This is a genomic window from uncultured Polaribacter sp. (assembly GCF_947495205.1).
Taxonomy (GTDB): domain Bacteria; phylum Bacteroidota; class Bacteroidia; order Flavobacteriales; family Flavobacteriaceae; genus Polaribacter.
Genome location: NZ_CANLXV010000004.1, coordinates 168,544 through 189,699, shown reverse-complemented (window position 1 = coordinate 189,699; position 21,156 = coordinate 168,544). Strand labels below are relative to the sequence as shown.

At 29.3% G+C, this 21,156-nt stretch carries 21 protein-coding genes; 10 read left to right on the top strand and 11 right to left on the bottom strand.

The window, feature by feature from the left end:
* Positions 1-62: 62 nt before the first annotated feature.
* From crtD to Q0762_RS05420, 3 genes are read left to right on the top strand one after another with little or no spacing between them, the layout of a single operon-like run.
* Positions 63-1,541, top strand: a complete 1,479-nt coding sequence (gene crtD, locus Q0762_RS05430) for a 1-hydroxycarotenoid 3,4-desaturase CrtD (protein ID WP_298764548.1) — start codon at positions 63-65, stop codon at positions 1,539-1,541.
* 1 nt (position 1,542) lies between these two features.
* Positions 1,543-2,172: a carotenoid biosynthesis protein gene (locus tag Q0762_RS05425; protein ID WP_298764546.1), complete on the top strand. Its 630-nt coding sequence runs from the start codon at positions 1,543-1,545 to the stop codon at positions 2,170-2,172.
* On the top strand, positions 2,172-3,311 hold the full coding sequence (locus Q0762_RS05420; protein ID WP_298764543.1) for a lycopene cyclase family protein: 1,140 nt from the start codon (positions 2,172-2,174) through the stop codon (positions 3,309-3,311). The genes Q0762_RS05425 and Q0762_RS05420 overlap by 1 nt, the downstream gene beginning before the upstream one ends.
* Positions 3,312-3,381: 70 nt before the next feature.
* Here the strand turns inward: Q0762_RS05420 and argH are convergent, their stop codons facing one another.
* From argH to Q0762_RS05365, 11 genes are all read right to left on the bottom strand, one after another.
* Positions 3,382-4,656, bottom strand: coding sequence for an argininosuccinate lyase (gene argH / locus Q0762_RS05415; RefSeq protein WP_298764540.1), 1,275 nt, complete (start codon positions 4,654-4,656; stop codon positions 3,382-3,384).
* Positions 4,657-4,797: 141 nt separating this feature from the next.
* A complete protein-coding gene (locus Q0762_RS05410; RefSeq protein ID WP_298764537.1) occupies positions 4,798-5,865 on the bottom strand; it encodes a M20 family metallo-hydrolase in 1,068 nt (355 codons plus the stop codon).
* Positions 5,866-6,642, bottom strand: a complete 777-nt coding sequence (gene argB / locus Q0762_RS05405) for an acetylglutamate kinase (protein ID WP_298764534.1) — start codon at positions 6,640-6,642, stop codon at positions 5,866-5,868.
* 34 nt (positions 6,643-6,676) lie between these two features.
* Positions 6,677-7,618: an acetylornithine carbamoyltransferase gene (locus Q0762_RS05400; RefSeq protein ID WP_298764532.1), complete on the bottom strand. Its 942-nt coding sequence runs from the start codon at positions 7,616-7,618 to the stop codon at positions 6,677-6,679.
* A gap of 40 nt (positions 7,619-7,658) precedes the next feature.
* Positions 7,659-8,435: a glutamate 5-kinase gene (gene proB, locus Q0762_RS05395; RefSeq protein WP_298764529.1), complete on the bottom strand. Its 777-nt coding sequence runs from the start codon at positions 8,433-8,435 to the stop codon at positions 7,659-7,661.
* Positions 8,436-8,488: 53 nt separating this feature from the next.
* The gene (locus tag Q0762_RS05390) at positions 8,489-9,658 is read right to left on the bottom strand and encodes a glutamate-5-semialdehyde dehydrogenase (RefSeq protein WP_298764526.1); all 1,170 of its coding nucleotides are present in this window, start codon (positions 9,656-9,658) and stop codon (positions 8,489-8,491) included.
* A 17-nt stretch (positions 9,659-9,675) separates the two neighbouring features.
* Positions 9,676-10,821, bottom strand: a complete 1,146-nt coding sequence (locus Q0762_RS05385; RefSeq protein WP_298764523.1) for an aminotransferase class III-fold pyridoxal phosphate-dependent enzyme — start codon at positions 10,819-10,821, stop codon at positions 9,676-9,678.
* Positions 10,822-10,884: 63 nt separating this feature from the next.
* Positions 10,885-11,679: a pyrroline-5-carboxylate reductase gene (gene proC, locus Q0762_RS05380; RefSeq protein ID WP_298764520.1), complete on the bottom strand. Its 795-nt coding sequence runs from the start codon at positions 11,677-11,679 to the stop codon at positions 10,885-10,887.
* 100 nt (positions 11,680-11,779) lie between these two features.
* On the bottom strand, positions 11,780-12,760 hold the full coding sequence (argC, locus tag Q0762_RS05375) for an N-acetyl-gamma-glutamyl-phosphate reductase (protein ID WP_298764517.1): 981 nt from the start codon (positions 12,758-12,760) through the stop codon (positions 11,780-11,782).
* A 69-nt stretch (positions 12,761-12,829) separates the two neighbouring features.
* Entirely contained in the window at positions 12,830-14,008 is a 1,179-nt protein-coding gene (locus tag Q0762_RS05370; RefSeq protein ID WP_298764514.1) for an argininosuccinate synthase domain-containing protein, read from the bottom strand.
* Between the two features lie 39 nt (positions 14,009-14,047).
* Positions 14,048-14,659, bottom strand: coding sequence for a GNAT family N-acetyltransferase (locus tag Q0762_RS05365; protein WP_298764510.1), 612 nt, complete (start codon positions 14,657-14,659; stop codon positions 14,048-14,050).
* Positions 14,660-15,158: 499 nt separating this feature from the next.
* Here Q0762_RS05365 and Q0762_RS05360 point away from each other — a divergent pair, with 499 nt between their 5' ends.
* The 7 genes from Q0762_RS05360 (at position 15,159) to Q0762_RS05330 (ending at position 21,103) form a co-directional block, all read left to right on the top strand.
* Positions 15,159-15,572, top strand: coding sequence for a DUF2141 domain-containing protein (locus Q0762_RS05360; RefSeq protein WP_298764508.1), 414 nt, complete (start codon positions 15,159-15,161; stop codon positions 15,570-15,572).
* 39 nt (positions 15,573-15,611) lie between these two features.
* Complete coding sequence (locus Q0762_RS05355) at positions 15,612-16,973, top strand: 2TM domain-containing protein (protein WP_298764505.1); 1,362 nt, start codon at positions 15,612-15,614, stop codon at positions 16,971-16,973.
* Positions 16,973-17,290 carry a 2TM domain-containing protein gene (locus tag Q0762_RS05350; RefSeq protein ID WP_298764503.1) on the top strand — a complete coding sequence of 106 codons (318 nt, stop codon included), beginning with the start codon at positions 16,973-16,975 and terminating at the stop codon, positions 17,288-17,290. The genes Q0762_RS05355 and Q0762_RS05350 overlap by 1 nt, the downstream gene beginning before the upstream one ends.
* 2 nt (positions 17,291-17,292) lie before the next feature.
* On the top strand, positions 17,293-17,865 hold the full coding sequence (locus tag Q0762_RS05345) for a 2TM domain-containing protein (protein WP_298764501.1): 573 nt from the start codon (positions 17,293-17,295) through the stop codon (positions 17,863-17,865).
* A gap of 2 nt (positions 17,866-17,867) precedes the next feature.
* Positions 17,868-18,182: a 2TM domain-containing protein gene (locus Q0762_RS05340; RefSeq protein ID WP_298764498.1), complete on the top strand. Its 315-nt coding sequence runs from the start codon at positions 17,868-17,870 to the stop codon at positions 18,180-18,182.
* Between the two features lie 87 nt (positions 18,183-18,269).
* The gene (locus Q0762_RS05335; RefSeq protein WP_298764495.1) at positions 18,270-19,025 is read left to right on the top strand and encodes a LytTR family DNA-binding domain-containing protein; all 756 of its coding nucleotides are present in this window, start codon (positions 18,270-18,272) and stop codon (positions 19,023-19,025) included.
* Positions 19,026-19,222: 197 nt separating this feature from the next.
* Entirely contained in the window at positions 19,223-21,103 is a 1,881-nt protein-coding gene (locus Q0762_RS05330) for a sodium:solute symporter (protein ID WP_298764492.1), read from the top strand.
* The last annotated feature ends 53 nt before the right edge of the window (positions 21,104-21,156 follow it).

The following is a 21,156-nucleotide window of genomic DNA, read 5'->3' as shown; positions in this document are numbered from 1 at the left end:
GCAAACCTTTATTGTAAGTAGACACCCTTTTTCTTCTTAAACCAAATTTATAGATAAAGTCAATGACAAAAAATATTAAAAAAGCAATTGTTGTTGGTGCAGGTATTGGTGGTTTAGCTACTGCAATTCGTTTGCAATCTTCTGGTTTTGCTGTAACTGTTTTTGAATCAAATACTTACTTTGGTGGAAAATTAACTGCATTTGAAGAAAGTGGATATCGTTTTGATATGGGACCTTCTTTATTTACAATGCCTCAGTTTATTGAAGATTTATTTAAAACTGCGGATAGAAATATAGAAGATTATTTCCAATATCAAAAAAAAGAAACCGTTTGTAATTATTTCTATGAAGATGGTACGCGTTTTTCTGCTAAAGCAGATGTAAAACAGTTTGCAGAAAATGCAGAAAAAGCTTTTAATGTAGATGAAGTAGCTATTATAAATTACTTAGAAAGAAGTAAAAAAAAGTACGATTTAACGGCATCACTTTTTTTAGAGAAATCGCTACATAAGTTTCAAACTTATTTATCTAAAGATACTATAAAAGCTATTTTTCAAATAAATAGCTTAGATATTAATACCACATTGCATGCTTATAATGCAGCTGTTTTTAAAGATGATAAATTAGTGCAATTGTTTGATCGTTTTGCAACGTATAATGGCTCATCACCTTATCAAACGCCAGGAATTATGTCTATGATTCCACATTTAGAGCAGTATTTTGGCACTTATTTTCCAAAAGGAGGTATGCATTCTATTACACAAAGCATGTATAAGTTAGCTGAAGATATTGGTGTAAAATTTCAATTTAATACCTTAGTTACAGAGATTTTAGTCGAAAATAAAACAGCCATTGGTATTTTAGAAAATGGTAACAAACATTTTGCAGATGTTGTAATTTCTAATGCAGATGTTGTGCCCACATATCGCAAATTACTAAGTAAACAAAAGGCGCCCGAAAAAACATTACAACAACCACGCTCAAGTTCTGCTTTAATTTTTTATTGGGGTATAACAAAAGAATTTCCAGATTTAGATTTGCATAATATTTTCTTTTCAGAAGATTATAAAACAGAGTTTGATTATATTTTTAACAAAAAAGATGTTTTTGAAGACCCTACAATTTATGTAAATATTACTTCAAAAGAAGAAAAAACAGACGCGCCAAAAGGAAATGAAAATTGGTTTGTAATGGTAAATGTACCTTCTAATACAGGCCAAAATTGGGATGAAATTATACAGAAAACCAAAAAAAATATAATAGCAAAACTTTCTAGAGTTTTAAATGTAGATTTTCAAAATTTAATTAATTTTGAGTCTGTTTTAGATCCTAGAAAAATAGAATCGAATACACAATCTTATCAAGGTGCTTTGTATGGCGCTTCTAGCAATAATAAATTTGCAGCATTTTTAAGACATCCTAATTTTAGTCAGCATATTAAAAACCTTTATTTTTGTGGCGGAAGTGTGCATCCAGGAGGTGGAATTCCGTTGTGTTTACTTTCTGGTAAAATTGTTTCAGAACTAATTTTAAATGATTAAAATGATTTCAAAATATAAAGTTTACATTTCTATTTTTACCATTTGGTTGTTTAATGTTTCTGGTATTTTGGGTATTTTATCATCTAAATCAGATTGGTTTTTAAGTTTAACACCATTAAATTTAATGCTGAATTTGGTATTTATCTTATGGAATTTAGAAAAAATAAATCTTCGTTTTTTTATTGCATTTTCAATTCCATTTTTTATTGGTTTTTTAGTAGAATTTCTTGGTGTAAACTACAGTTTGTTTTTTGGTACCTATGAATATGGAGAAAATTTAGGATATAAAATAGGTGGTGTTCCAATTATGATTTGTATTAATTGGGGAGTTTTAACGGTAATTACATCAGATTTAGCCCAAAAAATATCAAAAAATACAATTCTAAAATTTTTATTGGGAGGTTTGTTAATGATGTTACTCGATTTAATTATTGAAGTAACTGCGCCTCGTTTTGATTTCTGGGAATTTGAAAATGGAGTAGTACCTCTAAAAAATTATATCGCCTGGTTTGTAATTGCAGCTATTGCTCATTTTTTTTACAATCGTTTTCAAATCAAGTCCAATAAAACAGTTTCTATTCAAATACTTATTGCCATTACTTTATTTTTCTCAACTTTTTTATTTTTCTAATGAAAAACTATGATTACATAATATTGGGTGCAGGCGCTGCTGGTCTTATGATGGCTTATAGAATGGCTAATGATGCTTTTTTTGATAATAAAAGTATTTTAATTTTAGATAAAGAAAGGAAAACTCAGAATGATAGAACTTGGTGCTATTGGGAAAACGGAGTTGGTGAATGGGATACTATTTTACATACTTTATGGAAAGAAATAATTTTTGAGAGTGAACTTTATTCAACTAAAGAAAATCTAAAACCTTATCAATATAAAATGATAAGAAGTAGTAGTTTTTACGATAAAATTTGGAATTTTATAGCAGCTAAAAAGAATTTTCACTTTACACCTGTAACCGTAAAATCCATAGAACAGAAAGAGGATTTTGCAAATATTGTTACCAACAAAGAAAACTTTCAAACAAAGTATCTTCTAAACAGTATTGTTTTTGAAAAAAGCTATTTAAAACAAACAAAATACCCGGTTTTAAATCAGCATTTTGTAGGTTGGTTTATAGAAGTAGAAGAAGCTATTTTTGATGATAGTGTTGCTACTTTTATGGATTTTAAAATTCCTCAAAAAGGAAACACTCGTTTTATGTATATTTTGCCAATAAGTAAAAAGGTTGCGCTTTTTGAATATACCTTATTTTCTGAAGAATTATTAGCGTATGAAACCTATGAAAAAGCGATACAAAATTATTTAAAGGAAAAAGGCATTACGAAATATAAAATAATTGAGAAAGAAGATGGTATTATACCAATGACCTCCTTTAAATTTTGGAAAAGTAATTCTAAAAACATTATACATATTGGTACAGCAGGTGGTTGGTCTAAGGCAAGTACAGGTTTTACGTTTAAAAATACTACAAAAAATACACAAAAGTTAGTGGCTTTTTTAAAAACTGAAAAACCGCTTTCTAAATTCCATAAAAAAAACAAGTTTTGGTTTTACGATTTGTTATTTCTAGATGTTTTAGCCAATGAAAATCATTTAGGAGCCAATTTGTTTGCGAGATTATTTCAAAAAAATAAAACACAACAAATACTAAAGTTTTTAGATAATGAAACTACTTTTTTAGAAGACTTAAAAATTATGGCTACTATGCCAAGCTTTAAGTTTATGAAAGTACTCTTTAAAAGAGTTTTTTAATGGATTTATGCGATAAATTAAAACATAAAAAACCCTTTAGCTTTTTATAAATCTAAAGGGTTTTCTGTTTTTAAGAAGGATATTTATCTCTAATTTTATCTAGTCCTAAATTATGAATACTACCTAAATGGGTGTGTTCTTTACCTAAATCTGGTTTGTAAGTACCTTTTTGCACTTGACCACCAATTTTTTGATAGGCTTCTCTAAAAGACATGCCTTCTACAACTAGGTTATTAATAGAATCTACAGTAAATAAATATTGGTATTTTTCATCATTCAAATCAATATCTTTAACAATTACTTGTTGTATAGAATAATTAAAAATATCTAAAATATCTTTTACATCTTCAAAAGCAGCAATTATATTTTCTTTTAACAATTGAAAATCTCTATGATAACCTGTTGGTAAGTTATTGGTAATTAATAACATTTCACTGTGTAAAGCTTGGATTTTATTACATTTTCCACGAATTAACTCAAATACATCTGGATTTTTTTTGTGTGGCATAATACTACTTCCTGTAGTTAATTCATCTGGAAAGGTAATAAAGCCAAAATTCTGACTCATATACAAGCAAACATCCATTGCAAAACGAGCCATTGTATTGCACAAACCGCCTAAGGCAGATGCTATAGAACGTTCACTTTTTCCTCTACTTAACTGTGCAGCAACAACGTTATATTTTAAGGTAGCAAAATTTAATTCTTTGGTAGTTAATTCTCTATCAATAGGGAAGGAGCTACCATAACCTGCAGCAGAGCCTAAAGGATTTTGATCTACTACTTTAGAAACTGCATTTAAAACGTAAACATCATCAATTAACAATTCTGCATACGCAGAAAACCACAAGCCAAAAGAAGATGGCATTGCCACTTGTAAATGTGTGTAGCCAGGTAATAAACTAGCTTTATGAGTTTCTGCAAGGTTTAATAAGGTATCAAAAAGTGTTTTTGTTTTTTTATTAATAACCTCTAAATTTTCTTTGTAATACAATTGTAAAGCCACTAAAACTTGGTCGTTTCTAGAACGAGCAGTATGAATTTTTTTACCAACTTCGCCAAGTTTGTTCGTCAATTCCCATTCAATTTTAGAATGAACATCTTCAAAAGAAGGTTCAATTACAAATGTTCCGTTTTCTATATCTGTGGCTAATTCTTGTAAACCTCTTTTTAAGTCAGTTAATTCATCAGCATTTATAATACCAATAGATTCTAGCATAATTGCGTGCGCTAAAGAAGCTTGTACGTCATATTTTGCAATATGTATGTCAATTTCTCTATCATTACCCACTGTGAAATTTTCTATTTGTTGGTCTATTGAAAATCCTTTATCCCAAAGTTTCATATTTTTAAATTTTAATTTTTAAAATTTAGAATCAAGAAAAAAGACCGTTTCACTTTTAGAAAAAAGACAAAACTTACCTGTCTTAATTCATTTTATTTGTCTTTGTTCTTTTCTCTCTTTTCTCTCTTTTCTTTAATCTTTTTATACAATAACTCTATTCAACAATTCTACATAAATTTCAATGCCTTCTTCAATTTCAGCAAGATAAATGAACTCATCTGCAGAGTGAGATCTTGTACTATCTCCAGGGCCTAATTTTAAAGACTGGCAAGTTAAACATGCCTGGTCAGATAAGGTAGGTGAGCCATAAGTGCTTCTTCCCATTGCAATTCCTGCTTTTACCAAATCATGATTGGTATTTATAGATGACGAATTTAATCGTAAACTTCTTGGTGTTATTTTAGTACATGGCGATTCCTTTTGTAAAATAGCTGCAATTTCTTGATTAGAATAAGCATCATTTACACGAACATCAATTACCAAATCTACATGCGCAGGAACAACGTTGTGTTGTGTGCCTGCGTTTATTTGTGTTACTGTCATTTTTACATCACCTAAAGCCTTAGAAGATTTGTTAAATTTAAAATCTTTAAACCATTGTAAAACATTTATAGTATTGTAAATAGCGTTGTTGTTATTTGGGTGTGCAGCATGGCTTGGTGTACCTTCTATAACTGCATCAAAAACTACTAAACCTTTTTCTGCAACTGCTAAATTCATTAAAGTAGGCTCACCAACAATGGCAACATCTATTTTAGGAATAATAGCCAACATAGAGTTTAAACCATTTGGTCCAGAACTTTCTTCTTCTGCAGAAGCCACAATTACTAAATTATATTTTAAGTTTTCTAATGCGTAAAAATGTGTAAAAGTTGCCATTAATGAAACCAAACAACCACCAGCATCATTACTACCTAAACCATATAATTTACCATCTTTTACAAAAGCTTCAAAAGGGTTATTGGTATAAGCAGAATTTGGTTTTACAGTATCGTGATGAGAATTTAATAATAATGTTGGTTTATTTTCATCAAAATATTTGTTAGTTGCCCAAATATTATTTTTTGTTCTTTGGAATGGAATTTTATACGTTGTAAACCAAGCTTCAATTAATAAAGCGGTGTTTTCTTCTTCTGATGAGAATGATTGCGTTTCAATTAAATTTTTTAAAAGTTTAATTGCATTTTCTGTTAATTTTGCTAAACTCATTTATAAGGTAATTGTAGTAAAATTATCGTTTTCTTTTGTAAACATAGCGGCATTTCCAATGTGTACTTTTTGCACTCCATTATTTAAGGCATCAAAACAATTGTCTATTTTAGGTATCATGCCGTCTGTAATTATTTTTTGTGCTAATAATTCTTTGTAAGTAGCTGTATTTATATGTTTTACAACAGAGTTTTTATCATTAAAATCTTGTAAAACACCATTAAATTCAAAACAATAATAAATAGAAACATCATAAAGTTTACTCATACCAACTGCAATTGTACTTGCAATTGTATCTGCATTTGTGTTTAATAACTGTCCGTTTCCATCATGTGTAATGGCACAAAAAACGGGTGTAAAATCAGCTTTAATTAATTTATCTATAGAATTAGATGCTACAGTTTTAACATCACCAACAAAACCAAAATCAATTTCTTTAACAGGTCTTTTTTCTGATTTTATGCTATTGATATCTGCACCAGTTAAGCCAATTGCATCTGTTTGTAAAGCTTGTAGTTTTGCAACAACATTTTTGTTTACCAAACCGCCATAAACCATGGTAATTACTTTTAGCGTTTCTGCATCTGTAATTCTTCTACCATTTACCATTTTAGATTCAATTCCTAATTTTGAAGCAATATGAGTGGCACGTTTTCCACCTCCATGAACCAAAATTTTATGACCTTTTATATCAGAAAATAGTTTTAAAAATGCGTTTAGTGAAGTTTCATCTTCTATAATATTTCCGCCAATTTTTATAATTGATAGTTTTTCCATGATTTCATTTTAAACAAGTGGATTAACAAGAGGTTTAAGCCTCTTGCATAAGTATTTTTTTTAATACTAATTGTGCTGCAAAAGTTCTATTATTTGCTTGTTCTATAACCAAAGAATTTTCAGAATCTAAAACGGCATCTTCTACCACAACATTTCTTCTTACTGGTAGACAGTGCATAAATTTTGCTGCACCAATTTTGTCTTTAGTAATCAGCCAATCTTCATTTCCGCCTAAATTTTCTCCGTAAGTTTCATAAGAACTCCAATTTTTGGTATACACAAAATCGGCATCTTTAAAAGCTTCCTCTTGATTGTGATAAATAGGTGTATTTTTTGTGATTTCAGGATTTAAATTGTAACCTTTAGGGTTTGCAATTACAAATTCTACATCCATTTTTTGCATTGCTTGTGTAAAACTATTGGCAACAGCATGTGGCAATGCTTTTATATGTGGTGCCCAACTTAGTACCACTTTTGGTTTCTTTTTGGTGCTATTTTCTGAAATGGTAATAGCATCTGTTAAGCCTTGTAAAGGATGCCCTGTTGCACTTTCCATACTTACAATTGGTACAGAAGCGTGTTTTGTAAAAGCGGTTAAAACCTGTTCAGATTCATCTTTTTCTTTGTCTGTTAATGTAGGAAAAGCTCTTACTGCAATAATATTACAATATTGAGAAACTACTTGGGCGGCTTCTTTAATATGTTCTGCAGTATTTCCATTCATTATAGTGCCATCTCCAAATTCAATTCCCCAAGCATCACCAGAAACATTCATAACAATAGGGTCTAAACCTAAATTTAAAGCGGCTTTTTGAGTGCTCAAACGGGTACGTAAACTAGAATTAAAAAAAAGTAAACCAATTGTTTTATTTTTACCTAATTCTTTGTTTTTTAGCGGTTCTTGTTTGATTTCTTTCGCTTCTTCAATCCAAGCATTAATATTGTCTATATCGTTTATTGATGTGTAATTTTTCATTTTTTTATTTTTGAAAAAGAGATTTTAACGTCTTATATATTTACCCTTTTTGTACATTTATTTTAGTAAATGGCACTTTTTTGTTAAAAGCATTCGTAATAAAATTATCTTCTAGTCCGTTAACAATCCAAGTTTCTATATTTGTTTTTGTAGCCACTTGTGCAGCTTCAATTTTAGATTGCATACCACCACTTCCATGAGACGATTTAGAATCTACAACTTCTGCTTTAAGACTTTTAAAATTATCTACAATTTCTATAGTTTTTGGTACTTTATTTTTTATAGATTCTTTGGTGTAAATTCCATTGGTATTGGTGGCAATAATTAACAAATCTACTTCTAATAAAGATGCTGTTAAGGCTGCCAATTTATCATTATCACCAAACTGAATTTCATCTGTAGCTACTGTATCATTTTCATTAATGATAGGAATGTAATTGTTTTGTACCAATACGTTAATTGTATTTACAATATTGGTTTTGCTTTCTTGTTTTTCAAAGTCTGAGTAGGAGAGCAGGCATTGAGAACTCAACAAGCCATATTCTCTAAAAATTTCTTGATAAATTCTAATTAAATGTGGCTGACCAATGGAGGCTAAAGCTTGTTTTACAAAAACATCTTCTTGTTTGCTTTCTAATTTAACAAATTGTTTTGCTACAGCAATAGCACCAGAACTTACCAAAATAAACTCACAAGTATCCTTTAATTTTGCAATTTGATTTGCAATATCTTCTATTTTACCTCTAGAGATATTATTGGTTTCTTTGGTTAAAGTATTAGAACCAATTTTTAATAGTATGCGTTTCTTTTTTTGCAAAATATGTATTTATAACTAATAAATTTTAAACTTTTTATCTTAACAACCAACTACTAATCTCTAACTTGGCCTTCTCCATGAATGTACCATTTGTTGGTAACTAAATGCTGTAAACCAATTGGTCCACGTTGGTGTAATTTATCTGTACTTATGGCAAGCTCGCCACCTAAACCTAACTGCCCACCATCTGTAAAACGTGTAGAAGCATTATGATAAACAGCAGCTGTATCTATGTTTTCCATAAATAATTTTGCTTCTGTTTCCTCTTTAGTGATGATAACAGAGGAGTGCCCTCCAGAATATTTATTGATTTTTGCAATCGCGTTTTCTGTGGATTCAATTTTACCAATTAAAATTTTATAATCTAAAAACTCTTCGTACCAAATTTCATCAGAAGTAAAATCTTTAGCTTTTAAAACCTCGATATTTAAAGCTTTTAATTTTGCCATTAATTCATTCACAAAATCAATTCTATTGGGTAAATTTTCATCAATTAAAACTTTATCTACAGCATTGCATGCAGAAATTTTAGACTTTCCATTAATTATAATATCTAAAGCCATGTTGGTATCTGCATCTTTATGCACAAACACAAAATTATTACCACGACCACTAATAATAACAGGACATGTAGCGTGTTGTTTTACAAAAGCAATTAAACGTTCGCCACCTCTAGGTACAATTAAGTCTACCTTTTGCGTTGGCTTTTCTAAAAATGCTTGTGTTTCTGTTCTATTAAATTGTAAATATTCTACCCAATCAGTTGAGGCATTTTCTTCCTTTAGTGCTTGGTGCCAAAGCGCAACAATTTTTAAATTAGAGCGTAAAGATTCTTTACCACCTTTTAAAAGTATTTTGTTGCCAGATTTAAAAGCAATTCCTGCAGCTTCTACTGTTACATCTGGTCTAGATTCGTAAATAATTAAAACGGTACCAAAAGAAGCCGTTTTATTGTATACTTGCATACCATTATCGTGTTTAAAACTAAAACGCTCTACACCAACAGGGTCTTCTTGAGATGCCAAATGTGTTACAGAAGCAATCATTTCATCTACTTTTGCATCGTTTACTTTTAAACGGTCAAACATAGAAATATCATTACCTTTATAAGCTTCTAAATCTTCTTTGTTAATAGCTATTATCGCTTTACGTTCTTGTTCTAAAAGCTTAGCCATTTTTAATAAAACGGCATTTCTTTTTGCTATGGACAATAATGTATTCATTATTTTTATTTCTATTTTTAAACGGTTTCTTGCATTGCAACTAAAGCCTTTTTTAAAGCTTCAAAAAACTGATTTATATGTTTTTTTTCTATATTTAATGGTGGTAAAATTCTTAAAACGTGTTTGTCTTTTGCGCCTCCTGTAAATATTTTATGGTTGTAAATTAAATCTTTTCTTAATTGCCCAACTTCAAAATCAAATGCCAAACCAATCATTAAACCTTTACCTTTTACCTCTTTAACAGCTGGAATTGTTTTTGCTATTTCCATAAAATAAGCAGACATTTCTTGGGTGTTTTCCATTAAGTTTTCTTCTTCTATGGTATTTAATACCGCTAAACCAGCTGCACATGCCAAATGATTTCCACCAAAAGTAGTACCCAACATACCATATTTAGATTTTATATTGGGATGAATTAAAATACCACCAATTGGAAAGCCATTACCCATACCTTTTGCAATAGGAATAATATCTGGTGTTACATTATAGTGCTGAAAAGCAAAAAACTTTCCAGAACGCCCATAACCAGATTGTACTTCATCTGCAATAAAAAGTGTATTGTTGGCTTTACATAATTTATCTACTTCTTCAAAAAACTTTGTAGAACCTTGGTCTAAACCACCAACACCTTGTATAAACTCTACTATTACCGCACAAACATCACCTTTTTCTAACTCTCTTTTTACACCTTCAATATCATTTAAAGGTAAAATAGTTACCGCTTGTTGTGCATTAATTGGGGCTATAATATTTTTATTATCGGTTGCAGCAACAGCTGCAGAAGTTCTACCATGAAAACCATTGCTAAAAGCAACAACACGCGCTTTACCTGTTTGAAAAGAGGCTAATTTTAAAGCATTTTCATTGGCTTCTGCACCAGAATTACATAAAAATAATTCATAACCTTTACAATTAGAAAGTGTTTCTATTTTATCTGCTAACTGCTTTTGTAACGGATTTTGTACGGCATTAGAATAAAATCCTAAATTATGTACTTGGTTTGTAACTGCATTTACGTAATTGGGGTGTGCGTGCCCAATAGAAATTACGGCATGTCCGCCATAAAGATCTAAATATTCAGTGTTATTTTCGTCGTAAACATGTATGCCTTTTCCTTTAACAGGCGTTACATTATACAGTGGATAAACGTCAAATAATGGCATAATTTTGGTGTTTTCTTGTTAATTTTATAGTGCACTACAATTTCTAATGGGTTAAAATTGTAATTAATTCTTTTTTAATTGATTTATTTTTTCGAAAGAAGCTACAACTCCTTGTATTAATGCAGAGCTTAAACCTTGGTGTTCCATTTCATTTAAACCTTCTATGGTACAACCACTTGGTGTGGTAACTCTATCTATTTCTTGCTCTGGGTGTTTGCCAGATTCCTTTAACAAACTCGCAGAACTAAAACAAGTTTGTACTGCCAACTCATGTGCTTGATCTGCTTCAAAACCTAGTTGAATGGCAGCTTGGGTAGTTGCACGTATCAAACGCATCCAAAAAGCAATACCACTTCCACAAATAACTGTAGCAGCTTGCATTAAATCTTCAGAAATTACCATTGTTGTTCCCAATTGATTGAAAATATCTTCTGCTAAGGTAATTTTATCTTTTCCAGTATCATTTGCAGCAATACAAGTCATAGATTTTCGGATAGAAATTGCCGTGTTTGGCATAATTCTAATTATGTTTTTATCGCTTCCTAAAATATTTTCTATTCTATCTATACCAACGCCAGCAGCAACAGACATTACAATATGATTTTTAGAAATTTTTGGTTGCACACTTTTTAAAACACCATCAATATGTTTAGGTTGTAAGGCAAAAAGAATAATATCAGAATTTTCTACGGCCAATTCATTATCATCAGTTAAAAAAACATTGGCTAAAGTTGCAAACTCTTTTACAGCTTTTGTGTTTCTATCACTTAAATATAAAGAAGTAAACGATTCGTTTTTTATCAATCCTTTTGCAATTGAGCTTCCTAAATTACCTGTTCCTATAATTGCTATTTTCATTTTTTTAGTTTCAAAGTTTCAAATTTTGAATGTTTCAAAAGTTAAAACTGTTTATAATTTGATACTGAAACAAGTTCAGTATTTAAAGCCCTTGCAAGGCTTAAAAATAATTCGCTTTTAAATTTAAACCTAATGTTTCTTCAAAACCATACATTAAATTCATGTTTTGAATTGCTTGTCCAGATGCACCTTTTAGTAAATTATCAATTGTACTTGTAATTAACAATTTATTGCCGTGTTTTTCTACACCAATAATACATTTATTGGTATTAACTACTTGTTTCATATGTACAGCTTCATCAGAAACAAACGTAAATTTAGCATTTTTGTAATAGTTTTTATACAATTGAATACCTTCTTCAAGCGTTCCGTTAAAAGTGGTATATACTGTAGCAAAAATTCCCCTTGAAAAATTACCACGATTTGGCATAAAAAAAACTTCACTTTTACAACTACTTTGTAATTGTTGTATGGTTTGGTTTATTTCTCCCAAATGCTGATGATTGAATGCTTTGTAATGCGAAAAATTATTATCTCTCCACGTAAAATGCGTGGTTTTAGATAACGAAGTTCCTGCGCCTGTTGCACCAGTTACTGCATTTATATGAATATCATCTTTTAATAAACCATTTGCAGCTAAAGGTAAAATTGCCAATTGTAAAGCGGTTGCAAAACAACCCGGATTTGCAATATAATTTGCTGTTTTTATAATTTCTTTATCCAATTCTGGTAAACCATACACAAAATCTTTACCATCTAAATTTTTGTTTGCAAGCAATCTAAAATCATTACTTAAATCGATGATTTTTGTTGCCTTAGAAAAATTATTTTCTTTTAAAAAAGCAGTTGAGTTTCCATGACCTAAACACAAAAATAAAACATCTACATTAGAATTAATATCTTGGGTAAAAGAAATTTCTGTACTACCAATTAAATCTTGGTGTACTTTATACAATTTATTGCCAGCATTAGAAGTGCTGTACACAAAGTTAATATTTGTTTCTGGGTGATTTAGCAACAATCTAATTAATTCTCCTGCTGTATAACCAGCACCACCAATAATTCCTACTTCTAAACTCATTGTTTTATTGTGTAAATGTTTTATTGATAAATTGTACAGTTACAAAATTTATCAATTTAACAGTGAAACTTAAATTTTATTTACTTGTTGATATATTTTGTTCTGATTTCCTATAATCTTAATAAAACCTTTGGCATCATCTGCGGTCCATGCTTTATTTTCTTCGCCATAAGTACTAAAAGCACTAGACATTAAATCGTGTTTAGAAACAATACCGTCTAAAGAAAAATGATATGGTTTTAAAGTTACCGTTACATCACCAGAAACCATTTTTTGAGAACTTTGTAAAAAAGCTTCTGTATCTCGCATTACAGGATCTAAATATTGGCCTTCATGCAAATGCATTCCATAAAAACTAGACAGGTATTCTTTATGCTGTAGTTGCCATTTTGTAAGTGTATGCTTTTCTAATAAATGATGTGCTTTTACGGTAATTAAAGCAGCGGCAGCCTCAAAACCAACTCTACCTTTTGTACCAACAATGGTATCACCAACATGAATGTCTCTACCAATAGCATACTTAGAAGCCATTGTATTTAGGTTTTCTATATTAACTTCTGGTGCATTTTCTATACCATTTAAGGCAACAAATTCACCATTTTTAAAAGTTAAAGTAACTTTTTCTTCGCCTTCTTTTTCTAATTGAGAAGGGTAAGCTTGGTTTGGTAAAGGTTTTTCAGATTTTAAGGTTTCTACACCACCAACACTTGTACCCCAAAGTCCTTTATTTACAGAATATTTAGATTTTTCCCAAGGCATATCAATTCCTTCAGACTTTAAATAATCTATTTCTTCTTGTCTTGTTAGTTTTTGGTCTCTAATTGGTGTAATAATTTTTATACCAGGCGCTAGAGTTTGAAAAATCATATCAAAACGTACTTGGTCATTTCCAGCTCCTGTGCTACCATGAGCTATATATTCTGCATTAATACTTTTTGCATATTCTATAATTTCTATAGCTTGTATAATACGTTCTGCACTTACAGAAAGTGGGTAAGTAGCATTTTTTAAAACATTACCAAATATTAAATACTTTACCACTTTATTATAAAAAGTTGCAACAGCATCTATGTTTTTATATGTTGTAACGCCCATTTTGTAGGCATTACTTTCTATATTTTTAATTTCTTCGGTTGTAAAACCACCTGTATTTACACTTACTGCATGTACATCAAATTCTTTTGATAAGCTTACTGCGCAATAAGAAGTGTCTAAGCCTCCACTATATGCAATTACTAATTTTTTCATTTTTTATGGGTATATTTTATCATCCGCTTTAGCGAAAAATTATTTTTTATCTTTTTTTAAGAATAACGCTTCTTTAATATTTTTAAGTCTTTTAAAAGTGCCTTCTTTTACTTTTTTATCTTGTTCTTTTGCTTTTGGATCGTATAACATTCCTGTACACAAACACATTTTTCTGTTTGTACGTGTTAAAACATCAAAATTTTTGCAAGTTTGGCAACCATCCCAAAAAGATTGGTCGTCTGTAAGTTCAGAAAATGTTACGGGTTTGTAACCTAAATCGCTATTTAACTTCATTACAGCTAAACCTGTGGTAATGCTAAATACCTTGGCATCTGGAAATTTTGTTCTGGAGTGTTTAAAAACAACTTCTTTTATTTTTTTTGCCAATCCTAAATTTCTAAAATCTGGATGTACAATTAAACCAGAGTTGGCTACAAACTTGCCATGACCCCAAGCTTCTATATAACAAAATCCAGCAAATTTGCCATTACTTAAAGCAATTACAGCATTACCATTTTCCATTTTGGCAGCTATATATTCTGGTTTACGTTTAGCAATACCTGTTCCTCTAACTTTAGAAGCTTCTTCTATAGTTTTACAGATGGTTTCTGCGTAAATTATATGTGATTTATCTGCAATTACAATTTGCATTGTATTGTTTTTTAAATTTATTTTGAATGTTTTTGAAATGTAATTTTGAAGCGGAATTGGACTCACCTAATTCCATAAATAATAACACACCCTAAGGGCGACGAAAAGAAAAGCGGCGAATAGGAGCAATTCCAGTATTTGGAAACAGCGTATTCGATATGTAGTTCTGTGCTTTCATCTTTATTTTTACTTTGTAAAAGTATATTAAATTTTTGTTTGATACGTAAAAATGAATACTTTTTTGTAATTTTTATTAATTTAATAATATTACTTCTTTTAAATGGTAATTTTTTTAGGTTTTAACCAATATGCTGATTAAAATTTAAAATTTAGCGAGTTGTAATTTATGGTAAACACACGTAATACTCCTTTATATTGATAAATATTATAGGCAAATTTACAATTCAACCTAAAAAAAATACAGTTGGGTAAACTATAATTTAAAAAACTGAACTTGTACTGCATCTTTGTACTATAATTAATCATAAAAAACAATATCATGAAAATTTTATTAGCAATTGCAGTAGTAACTTTATTAAGCATTACAAATAGCTTAACGGCGCAAAACAAAACAATTACAGTAACCATAGAAAATATTACTTCTAATAAAGGTAATGTAAAGTTTGCTTTGTACACCAAAGATAATTTCAAAAAAAAACCAATACAAGGTAGTTTAGGAGAAATTAATAATGGTAAAACCAAAGTTGTTTTTAAAGGTTTAGATTCTGGTGAATATTCCGTAATCTGTTATCATGATAAAAATAATAATGGTAAGCTAGATTTTTCTTCAAGAGGAATTCCTTTAGAAGATTATGGCGCATCTAATAATAATATGTCTTTTGCACCACCAACGTTTGAAGATTCTAAATTTATCCTTGGAAAAGAAAATGTAGATTTAAAAATTAAATTTTAGAAATTACTTAAATTTAGCACAAGTTAAAACCATAATAAAATGCAAACCCAAGAAGTATACACCATTAGAAATGTAAAAGAGGCAGCAATACTTTGTCTAAAAATGACACTTATTTTTGGCGTTATTTTCGGAATTATCTTTGGGCAAAGAACAATAGAAGGTATTTTATGGTCTTTAGCAATTTCTGGCATGTATTCTTTTGGTTTGGGTTTTGGTAATGGTCTTATTAATAATTATTTAAGTAGTAAGTGGAGTTGGATTACACAAACCAATACTAGAGTTTGGGCTGGTATTATAACTGCCATTTTATATACAATACCTGTAGTACTTTTAATAGATTATGTTGTATTTGTAATTATTAATGGTAGCAATCCCAACCTGTTTTTTAAAGGAAATTATTTTTGGGCACATCTGTTTTATATTATTTTAGGTTTAGGAGTTTCTACTTTTTTGCACGCCAGAAGTTTTATGAAAAACTGGAAAGCTGCCATGTCTAAAGAAACTACAAAACAAGAAATTGTAGCTAAAACAGAAACTGCAAAGTTTGAATCTTTAAAAAATCAATTAGATCCGCATTTTTTATTTAATAGTTTAAATGTATTAACTAGCTTAATTGGCGAAAACCCCAATTTGGCAGAAAAGTTTACAACCAAATTATCTAAAGTATATCGATATGTTTTAGAACAAAGAAATAAAGATTTAGTGCCTATTGAAGAAGAATTAAGGTTTGCAAAAACGTATATGGAATTGTTAGGAATGCGTTTTGAAGATGCTGTAAAATTTAATATTCCAGATGGTATTAGCAATAACGATCTTAAAATTGTGCCACTTTCTTTGCAACTCTTGTTAGAAAATGCAGTGAAACACAATGTGGTTTCTTCATCTAAACCATTACAAATTACTATTTACGAAGAAGAAAATCATTTAATCATAGAAAACAACATAAACCCAAAAGAAGCTATTGGTAAAAGTACCAAAGTTGGTTTGCAAAATATTGCAGATAGGTATGGCTTAATTACAGATAGGGTTGTAAAAATAGAAAATAATAATAAAACTTTTAAGGTGAGTTTACCACTCCTTTATAAAATGAACAATATAATGTATACAGAAGATTTAGAAAATAGCAAATACGCAAAAGCAATAGAAAAAGTAGAAAGATTAAAAGAGTTTTATCAGAATTTGGTTTCTTATTGTTTGGTAATTCCTTTTTTAATTTTTATTAATTTACGATTCTCACCAGGATTTTACTGGTTTTGGTTTCCTTTATTTGGATGGGGAATTGGTTTAACTTTTCACTTTTTAGAAATAAATAATTACAACTTATTCTTGGGTAAAAATTGGGAAGATAGAAAGATTAGAGAATTGATGGAAGAAGAAAATAAACAAAAAAGATTAAGATAATGCAGATACAAAACCAAGAATACAAATATATTTTAGCAAAAAACAGGGTAGTAAAAATTGCTAAATTTTATAAGCATTTGTCAATTTATCTTTTAATAAATACGGTATTAACTACTATATTTATAATTGGAGATCTTAATGAAGGTGCAACTTTAAACGATGCCTTTTTGAATTATGGAAATTATAAAATTTGGTTTTTTTGGGGAATCGCTATCGCTTTTAAAGCATTTAATGTGTTTGGTTTCAACCTAATTTTATCTAAAGATTGGGAAGAAAGAAAATTAAAAGAATATGTAAACATAGCATACAAAAAGTAATTATGGAACTAAAGGAAATAAACGAAAAAGAAGGCCATAAAATACAACAAAGAATTACAGATTTAAAAGGATTTTACACGCACATAATAGCAAGTTTTATAATACCACCTTTTTTAATTTTTGTAAATTTAAAAACAGTACCCAATTTTCATTGGTTTTGGTTTGCTTTGTCTGTATGGTTTTTAGGTTTGCTAATACATTGGTTTGTTGTTTTTGGGTTTGATCAATTAAAGCTTTCTAAAAAATGGGAACAAAATCAAATGGATAATTTATTTAAATCAGCTGCAACAGAACCATCAGCATTTATTAAGGAGCAATATGTAACACAAATTAAAAAGAAGGTAGCGCAGATAAAAGATTTTTATATTCACTTAATAGTTACTTTGTTTTTCTGTGTTGTTGTAATTTTTGTGAATATAAAGTTTGTGCCTAATTTTAATTTTTACGGGTTTGCTATTGAGGCCTTATGTTTATCACTATTTTTAAATTGGCTTGGTGTTTTTGGGCTAGACTTATTAGGATTTGGAAAAAAATGGGAAATTAAAAAAATTAAAGAAATTACAAAAAAACAATAAAAATGGAACAAGATATTATAAAAGGACAAAGTTATATACGTGCTAAAAAGCGAGTTAAAGAAATGAAAGCTTTTTATATTCACCTTACTGTATATGTTTTAGTTAATTTATTTTTAAGTGGTATTATTATTTTTGGGTTGATAAAAAGTGGTGATTCATTTACAGAAGCAATTACCAATTTTGGTACATATTCTACTTGGTTATTTTGGGGAATTGGTATCTTTTTTCATTGGATGGGGGTTTTTGGATTTAAATCTATTGGTTTGGGAAAAGATTGGGAAGAGAAAAAGATTAGAGAAATGATGGACAAGGATTAGTTTTAAAATTGAAAACATTTTAAACTACCAAAAACCACAAACCATAAACCATAAACCATAAACCAGCAACCAAAACCAAAACCCAACATGAAAATATTAATTATAGAAGACGAAAAACCAGCAGCAAGAAGGTTAAATAGAATGCTAACTGCTTTAGATTTAGAAGTTACCCAAATGTTACATTCTGTAGAAGAATCTTTAAACTGGTTGCAAAATAATGAACATCCAGATTTAATTTTTTTAGATATTCAATTATCAGACGGTTTATCTTTTGAGATTTTTGAAGAATTGGAAGTAAAATCCGCCATAATTTTTACAACAGCTTATGATGAGTATGCCTTAAAGGCTTTTAAATTAAATAGTATAGATTATTTATTAAAACCTTTAGATGAAGATGAATTGAAAATTGCGGTAGATAAGTTTAAAGAACATCAACCAAAACAAACCAATGTACAGGTAAATTTAGACGATATTAGAAAATTATTAATAAATCCTGTAGATAGAAAATTCAAAAAACGAATTTCTATAAAAGTTGGCCAACACATTAAAATAATTAATACAGAAGATATTGAGTGTTTTTATAGCGAAAACAAAGCTACCTATATTCATACTTTAGAAAACAGAAACTTTTTACTAGACAACTCACTAGAGCAATGGGAAGCACAATTAAATCCAGAAATATACTTTAGAGTAAACAGAACTTTTATTGTAAATATAAATGCTATTAAAGATATAATTGCGTATTCTAATTCTCGTTTAAAATTAATTTTAAAATCATTTTCTGAAGCTGAAATTATTGTTAGTAGAGAAAGGGTAAAAGACTTTAAAAACTTTATAGCATAATGTTTTAAAAGTATAACTTCTTGTTAAATTTATTAAAAACTCATTTATTTAAATGGGTTTTTTTATCTTCCTCAAAATTTATGAAATGAGTTCAAAAAAACACGTTTGGAGTAAAGAATACACTTTAGTTTTAGTGGCTAATGTGGTCTACATAATTGCGTTTTATTTTATTACTAAATATTTTACAATTTAAAATTATGGATGTTGCAAGTAAATTACACCTTGTAGATTGGTTAGTACTTTCTCTTACTTTAATTTTTATTGTTGCCTATGGTACTTATGTTACTAGAAAAAATACCAATGTAACAGATTTTATAAAAGGTGGCAATGATACAAAATGGTGGACAATTGGTTTGTCTGTTATGGCAACACAAGCAAGTGCAATTACATTTTTATCTACACCAGGACAAGCCTTTCATAGTGGTATGGGTTTTGTGCAATTTTATTTTGGATTGCCAATTGCCATGGTTATTATTTGTTTAGTATTTATTCCCATATATCATAAACTAAAAGTATATACAGCCTATGAGTTTTTAGAAGGAAGATTCGATTTAAAAACCAGAAGTTTAACTGCAATTTTGTTTTTAGTTCAGCGAGGTTTGGCAGCAGGAATTACCATTTTTGCACCAGCTATAATTTTAAGTGCAGTTTTAGGTTGGGATTTATTAACGTTAAATATTATTATAGGTTTTTTAGTAATTATTTATACCGTTTCTGGCGGTACAAAAGCGGTTAACGTAACACAAAAACAGCAAATGGTTATCATTTTTATAGGAATGTTAAGTGCATTTTTTATGATTATGAGCCAACTTCCAGAAAATATAACTTTTACAAATGCATTAGAAATTGCTGGCGCAAATGATAAAATGCAAGTTTTAGATTTTTCTTTTGATTTAAGCAATAGATACACAGTTTGGACAGGTATTTTAGGCGGCACTTTTTTAATGCTTTCTTATTTTGGGACAGATCAAAGTCAAGTGCAACGTTATTTGTCTGGTAAATCTGTTCGTGAAAGTCAGTTGGGTTTAATTTTTAATGGACTTTTAAAAGTGCCAATGCAGTTTTTTATTTTGTTAATTGGTGTTATGGTTTTTGTGTTTTATCAATTTAATCCTGCTCCGTTAAACTTTAATCCAGGAGCTAATGAAGCCATAAAAAAATCTGATTATGCCAATGCATATGCAGCTCTTGAATTTAGACATCGGGAAATAGAAAAAACAAAAACAGCTATTTTTGCAGATGGTTTTCAAAAGAGTGAAAAAGAAATGATTCAGCTTTTAAATGCAGAAGATGCAAAAGTAAAAGCACAATCTAAAGAAATTATAGACAAGATTGATGAAGAAAATGAATTGAAAAAAATAGAGTCTAATGACAAAGATTATGTATTTATCCATTTCATTTTAAATAATTTACCAAGAGGTTTAATTGGTTTATTGTTGGCAGTAATTTTATCTGCAGCAATGTCTTCAACAGCATCAGAATTAAATGCTTTGGCAAGTACAACTGCCATAGATTTGTATAAACGAAATGTAAAAGGAGAAAAAAACGAAGCTCATTTTGTAAAAGCCTCTAAATGGTTCACGCTTTTATGGGGTTTAATTGCCATTTCTGTGGCTTGCGTTGCCAATTTGTTTGATAATTTAATTCAGCTAGTAAATATTATTGGTTCTATTTTCTACGGAAATGTTTTGGGTATTTTCTTATTGGCTTTTTTCTTTAAAAAAGTAAAAGGTAATTCCGTTTTTATAGCAGCTGTAGTTACACAATTATTAATATTTGCCATCTTTTATTTTGGTATTTATGTACCAGAATTAAATGGTTTGTCACCTGTAATTAGTTATTTATGGTTGAATTTTATTGGTTGCATACTCGTTTTATTTTTCGCTTTAGCGCTCGTATTTAAATCAATTAACATACAAAGTAAAATAACATTGTTAATAACAGCTGTAGCTATTTTTAAAATATCTTTTGATATTTTAAATGATGTTTCTTTAAGTATAATTCATGTAATTACATTAATAATTTTATTTTTGAGCTTAGGCTTTTTTAATGTAAATAAACAAGTTTTAAATAAATAAATTTTAATACAGCTTTCACAGGCTTTTAAAACCTGTGAGGTTCTTTTTAATAT

Excerpts from the sequence above, each read along its gene's own strand:
- crtD (WP_298764548.1), top strand. The coding sequence starts at position 63 with ATGACAAAAAATATTAAAAAAGCAATTGTTGTTGGTGCAGGTATTGGT.
- Q0762_RS05425 (WP_298764546.1), top strand. The coding sequence starts at position 1,543 with ATGATTTCAAAATATAAAGTTTACATTTCTATTTTTACCATTTGGTTG.
- Q0762_RS05420 (WP_298764543.1), top strand. The coding sequence starts at position 2,172 with ATGAAAAACTATGATTACATAATATTGGGTGCAGGCGCTGCTGGTCTT.
- argH (WP_298764540.1), bottom strand. The coding sequence starts at position 4,656 with ATGAAACTTTGGGATAAAGGATTTTCAATAGACCAACAAATAGAAAAT.
- Q0762_RS05410 (WP_298764537.1), bottom strand. The coding sequence starts at position 5,865 with ATGAGTTTAGCAAAATTAACAGAAAATGCAATTAAACTTTTAAAAAAT.
- argB (WP_298764534.1), bottom strand. The coding sequence starts at position 6,642 with ATGGAAAAACTATCAATTATAAAAATTGGCGGAAATATTATAGAAGAT.
- Q0762_RS05400 (WP_298764532.1), bottom strand. The coding sequence starts at position 7,618 with ATGAAAAATTACACATCAATAAACGATATAGACAATATTAATGCTTGG.
- Q0762_RS05390 (WP_298764526.1), bottom strand. The coding sequence starts at position 9,658 with ATGAATACATTATTGTCCATAGCAAAAAGAAATGCCGTTTTATTAAAA.
- Q0762_RS05385 (WP_298764523.1), bottom strand. The coding sequence starts at position 10,821 with ATGCCATTATTTGACGTTTATCCACTGTATAATGTAACGCCTGTTAAA.
- proC (WP_298764520.1), bottom strand. The coding sequence starts at position 11,679 with ATGAAAATAGCAATTATAGGAACAGGTAATTTAGGAAGCTCAATTGCA.
- argC (WP_298764517.1), bottom strand. The coding sequence starts at position 12,760 with ATGAGTTTAGAAGTAGGAATTATTGGTGGTGCTGGTTATACAGCAGGA.
- Q0762_RS05370 (WP_298764514.1), bottom strand. The coding sequence starts at position 14,008 with ATGAAAAAATTAGTAATTGCATATAGTGGAGGCTTAGACACTTCTTAT.
- Q0762_RS05365 (WP_298764510.1), bottom strand. The coding sequence starts at position 14,659 with ATGCAAATTGTAATTGCAGATAAATCACATATAATTTACGCAGAAACC.
- Q0762_RS05360 (WP_298764508.1), top strand. The coding sequence starts at position 15,159 with ATGAAAATTTTATTAGCAATTGCAGTAGTAACTTTATTAAGCATTACA.
- Q0762_RS05355 (WP_298764505.1), top strand. The coding sequence starts at position 15,612 with ATGCAAACCCAAGAAGTATACACCATTAGAAATGTAAAAGAGGCAGCA.
- Q0762_RS05350 (WP_298764503.1), top strand. The coding sequence starts at position 16,973 with ATGCAGATACAAAACCAAGAATACAAATATATTTTAGCAAAAAACAGG.
- Q0762_RS05345 (WP_298764501.1), top strand. The coding sequence starts at position 17,293 with ATGGAACTAAAGGAAATAAACGAAAAAGAAGGCCATAAAATACAACAA.
- Q0762_RS05340 (WP_298764498.1), top strand. The coding sequence starts at position 17,868 with ATGGAACAAGATATTATAAAAGGACAAAGTTATATACGTGCTAAAAAG.
- Q0762_RS05335 (WP_298764495.1), top strand. The coding sequence starts at position 18,270 with ATGAAAATATTAATTATAGAAGACGAAAAACCAGCAGCAAGAAGGTTA.
- Q0762_RS05330 (WP_298764492.1), top strand. The coding sequence starts at position 19,223 with ATGGATGTTGCAAGTAAATTACACCTTGTAGATTGGTTAGTACTTTCT.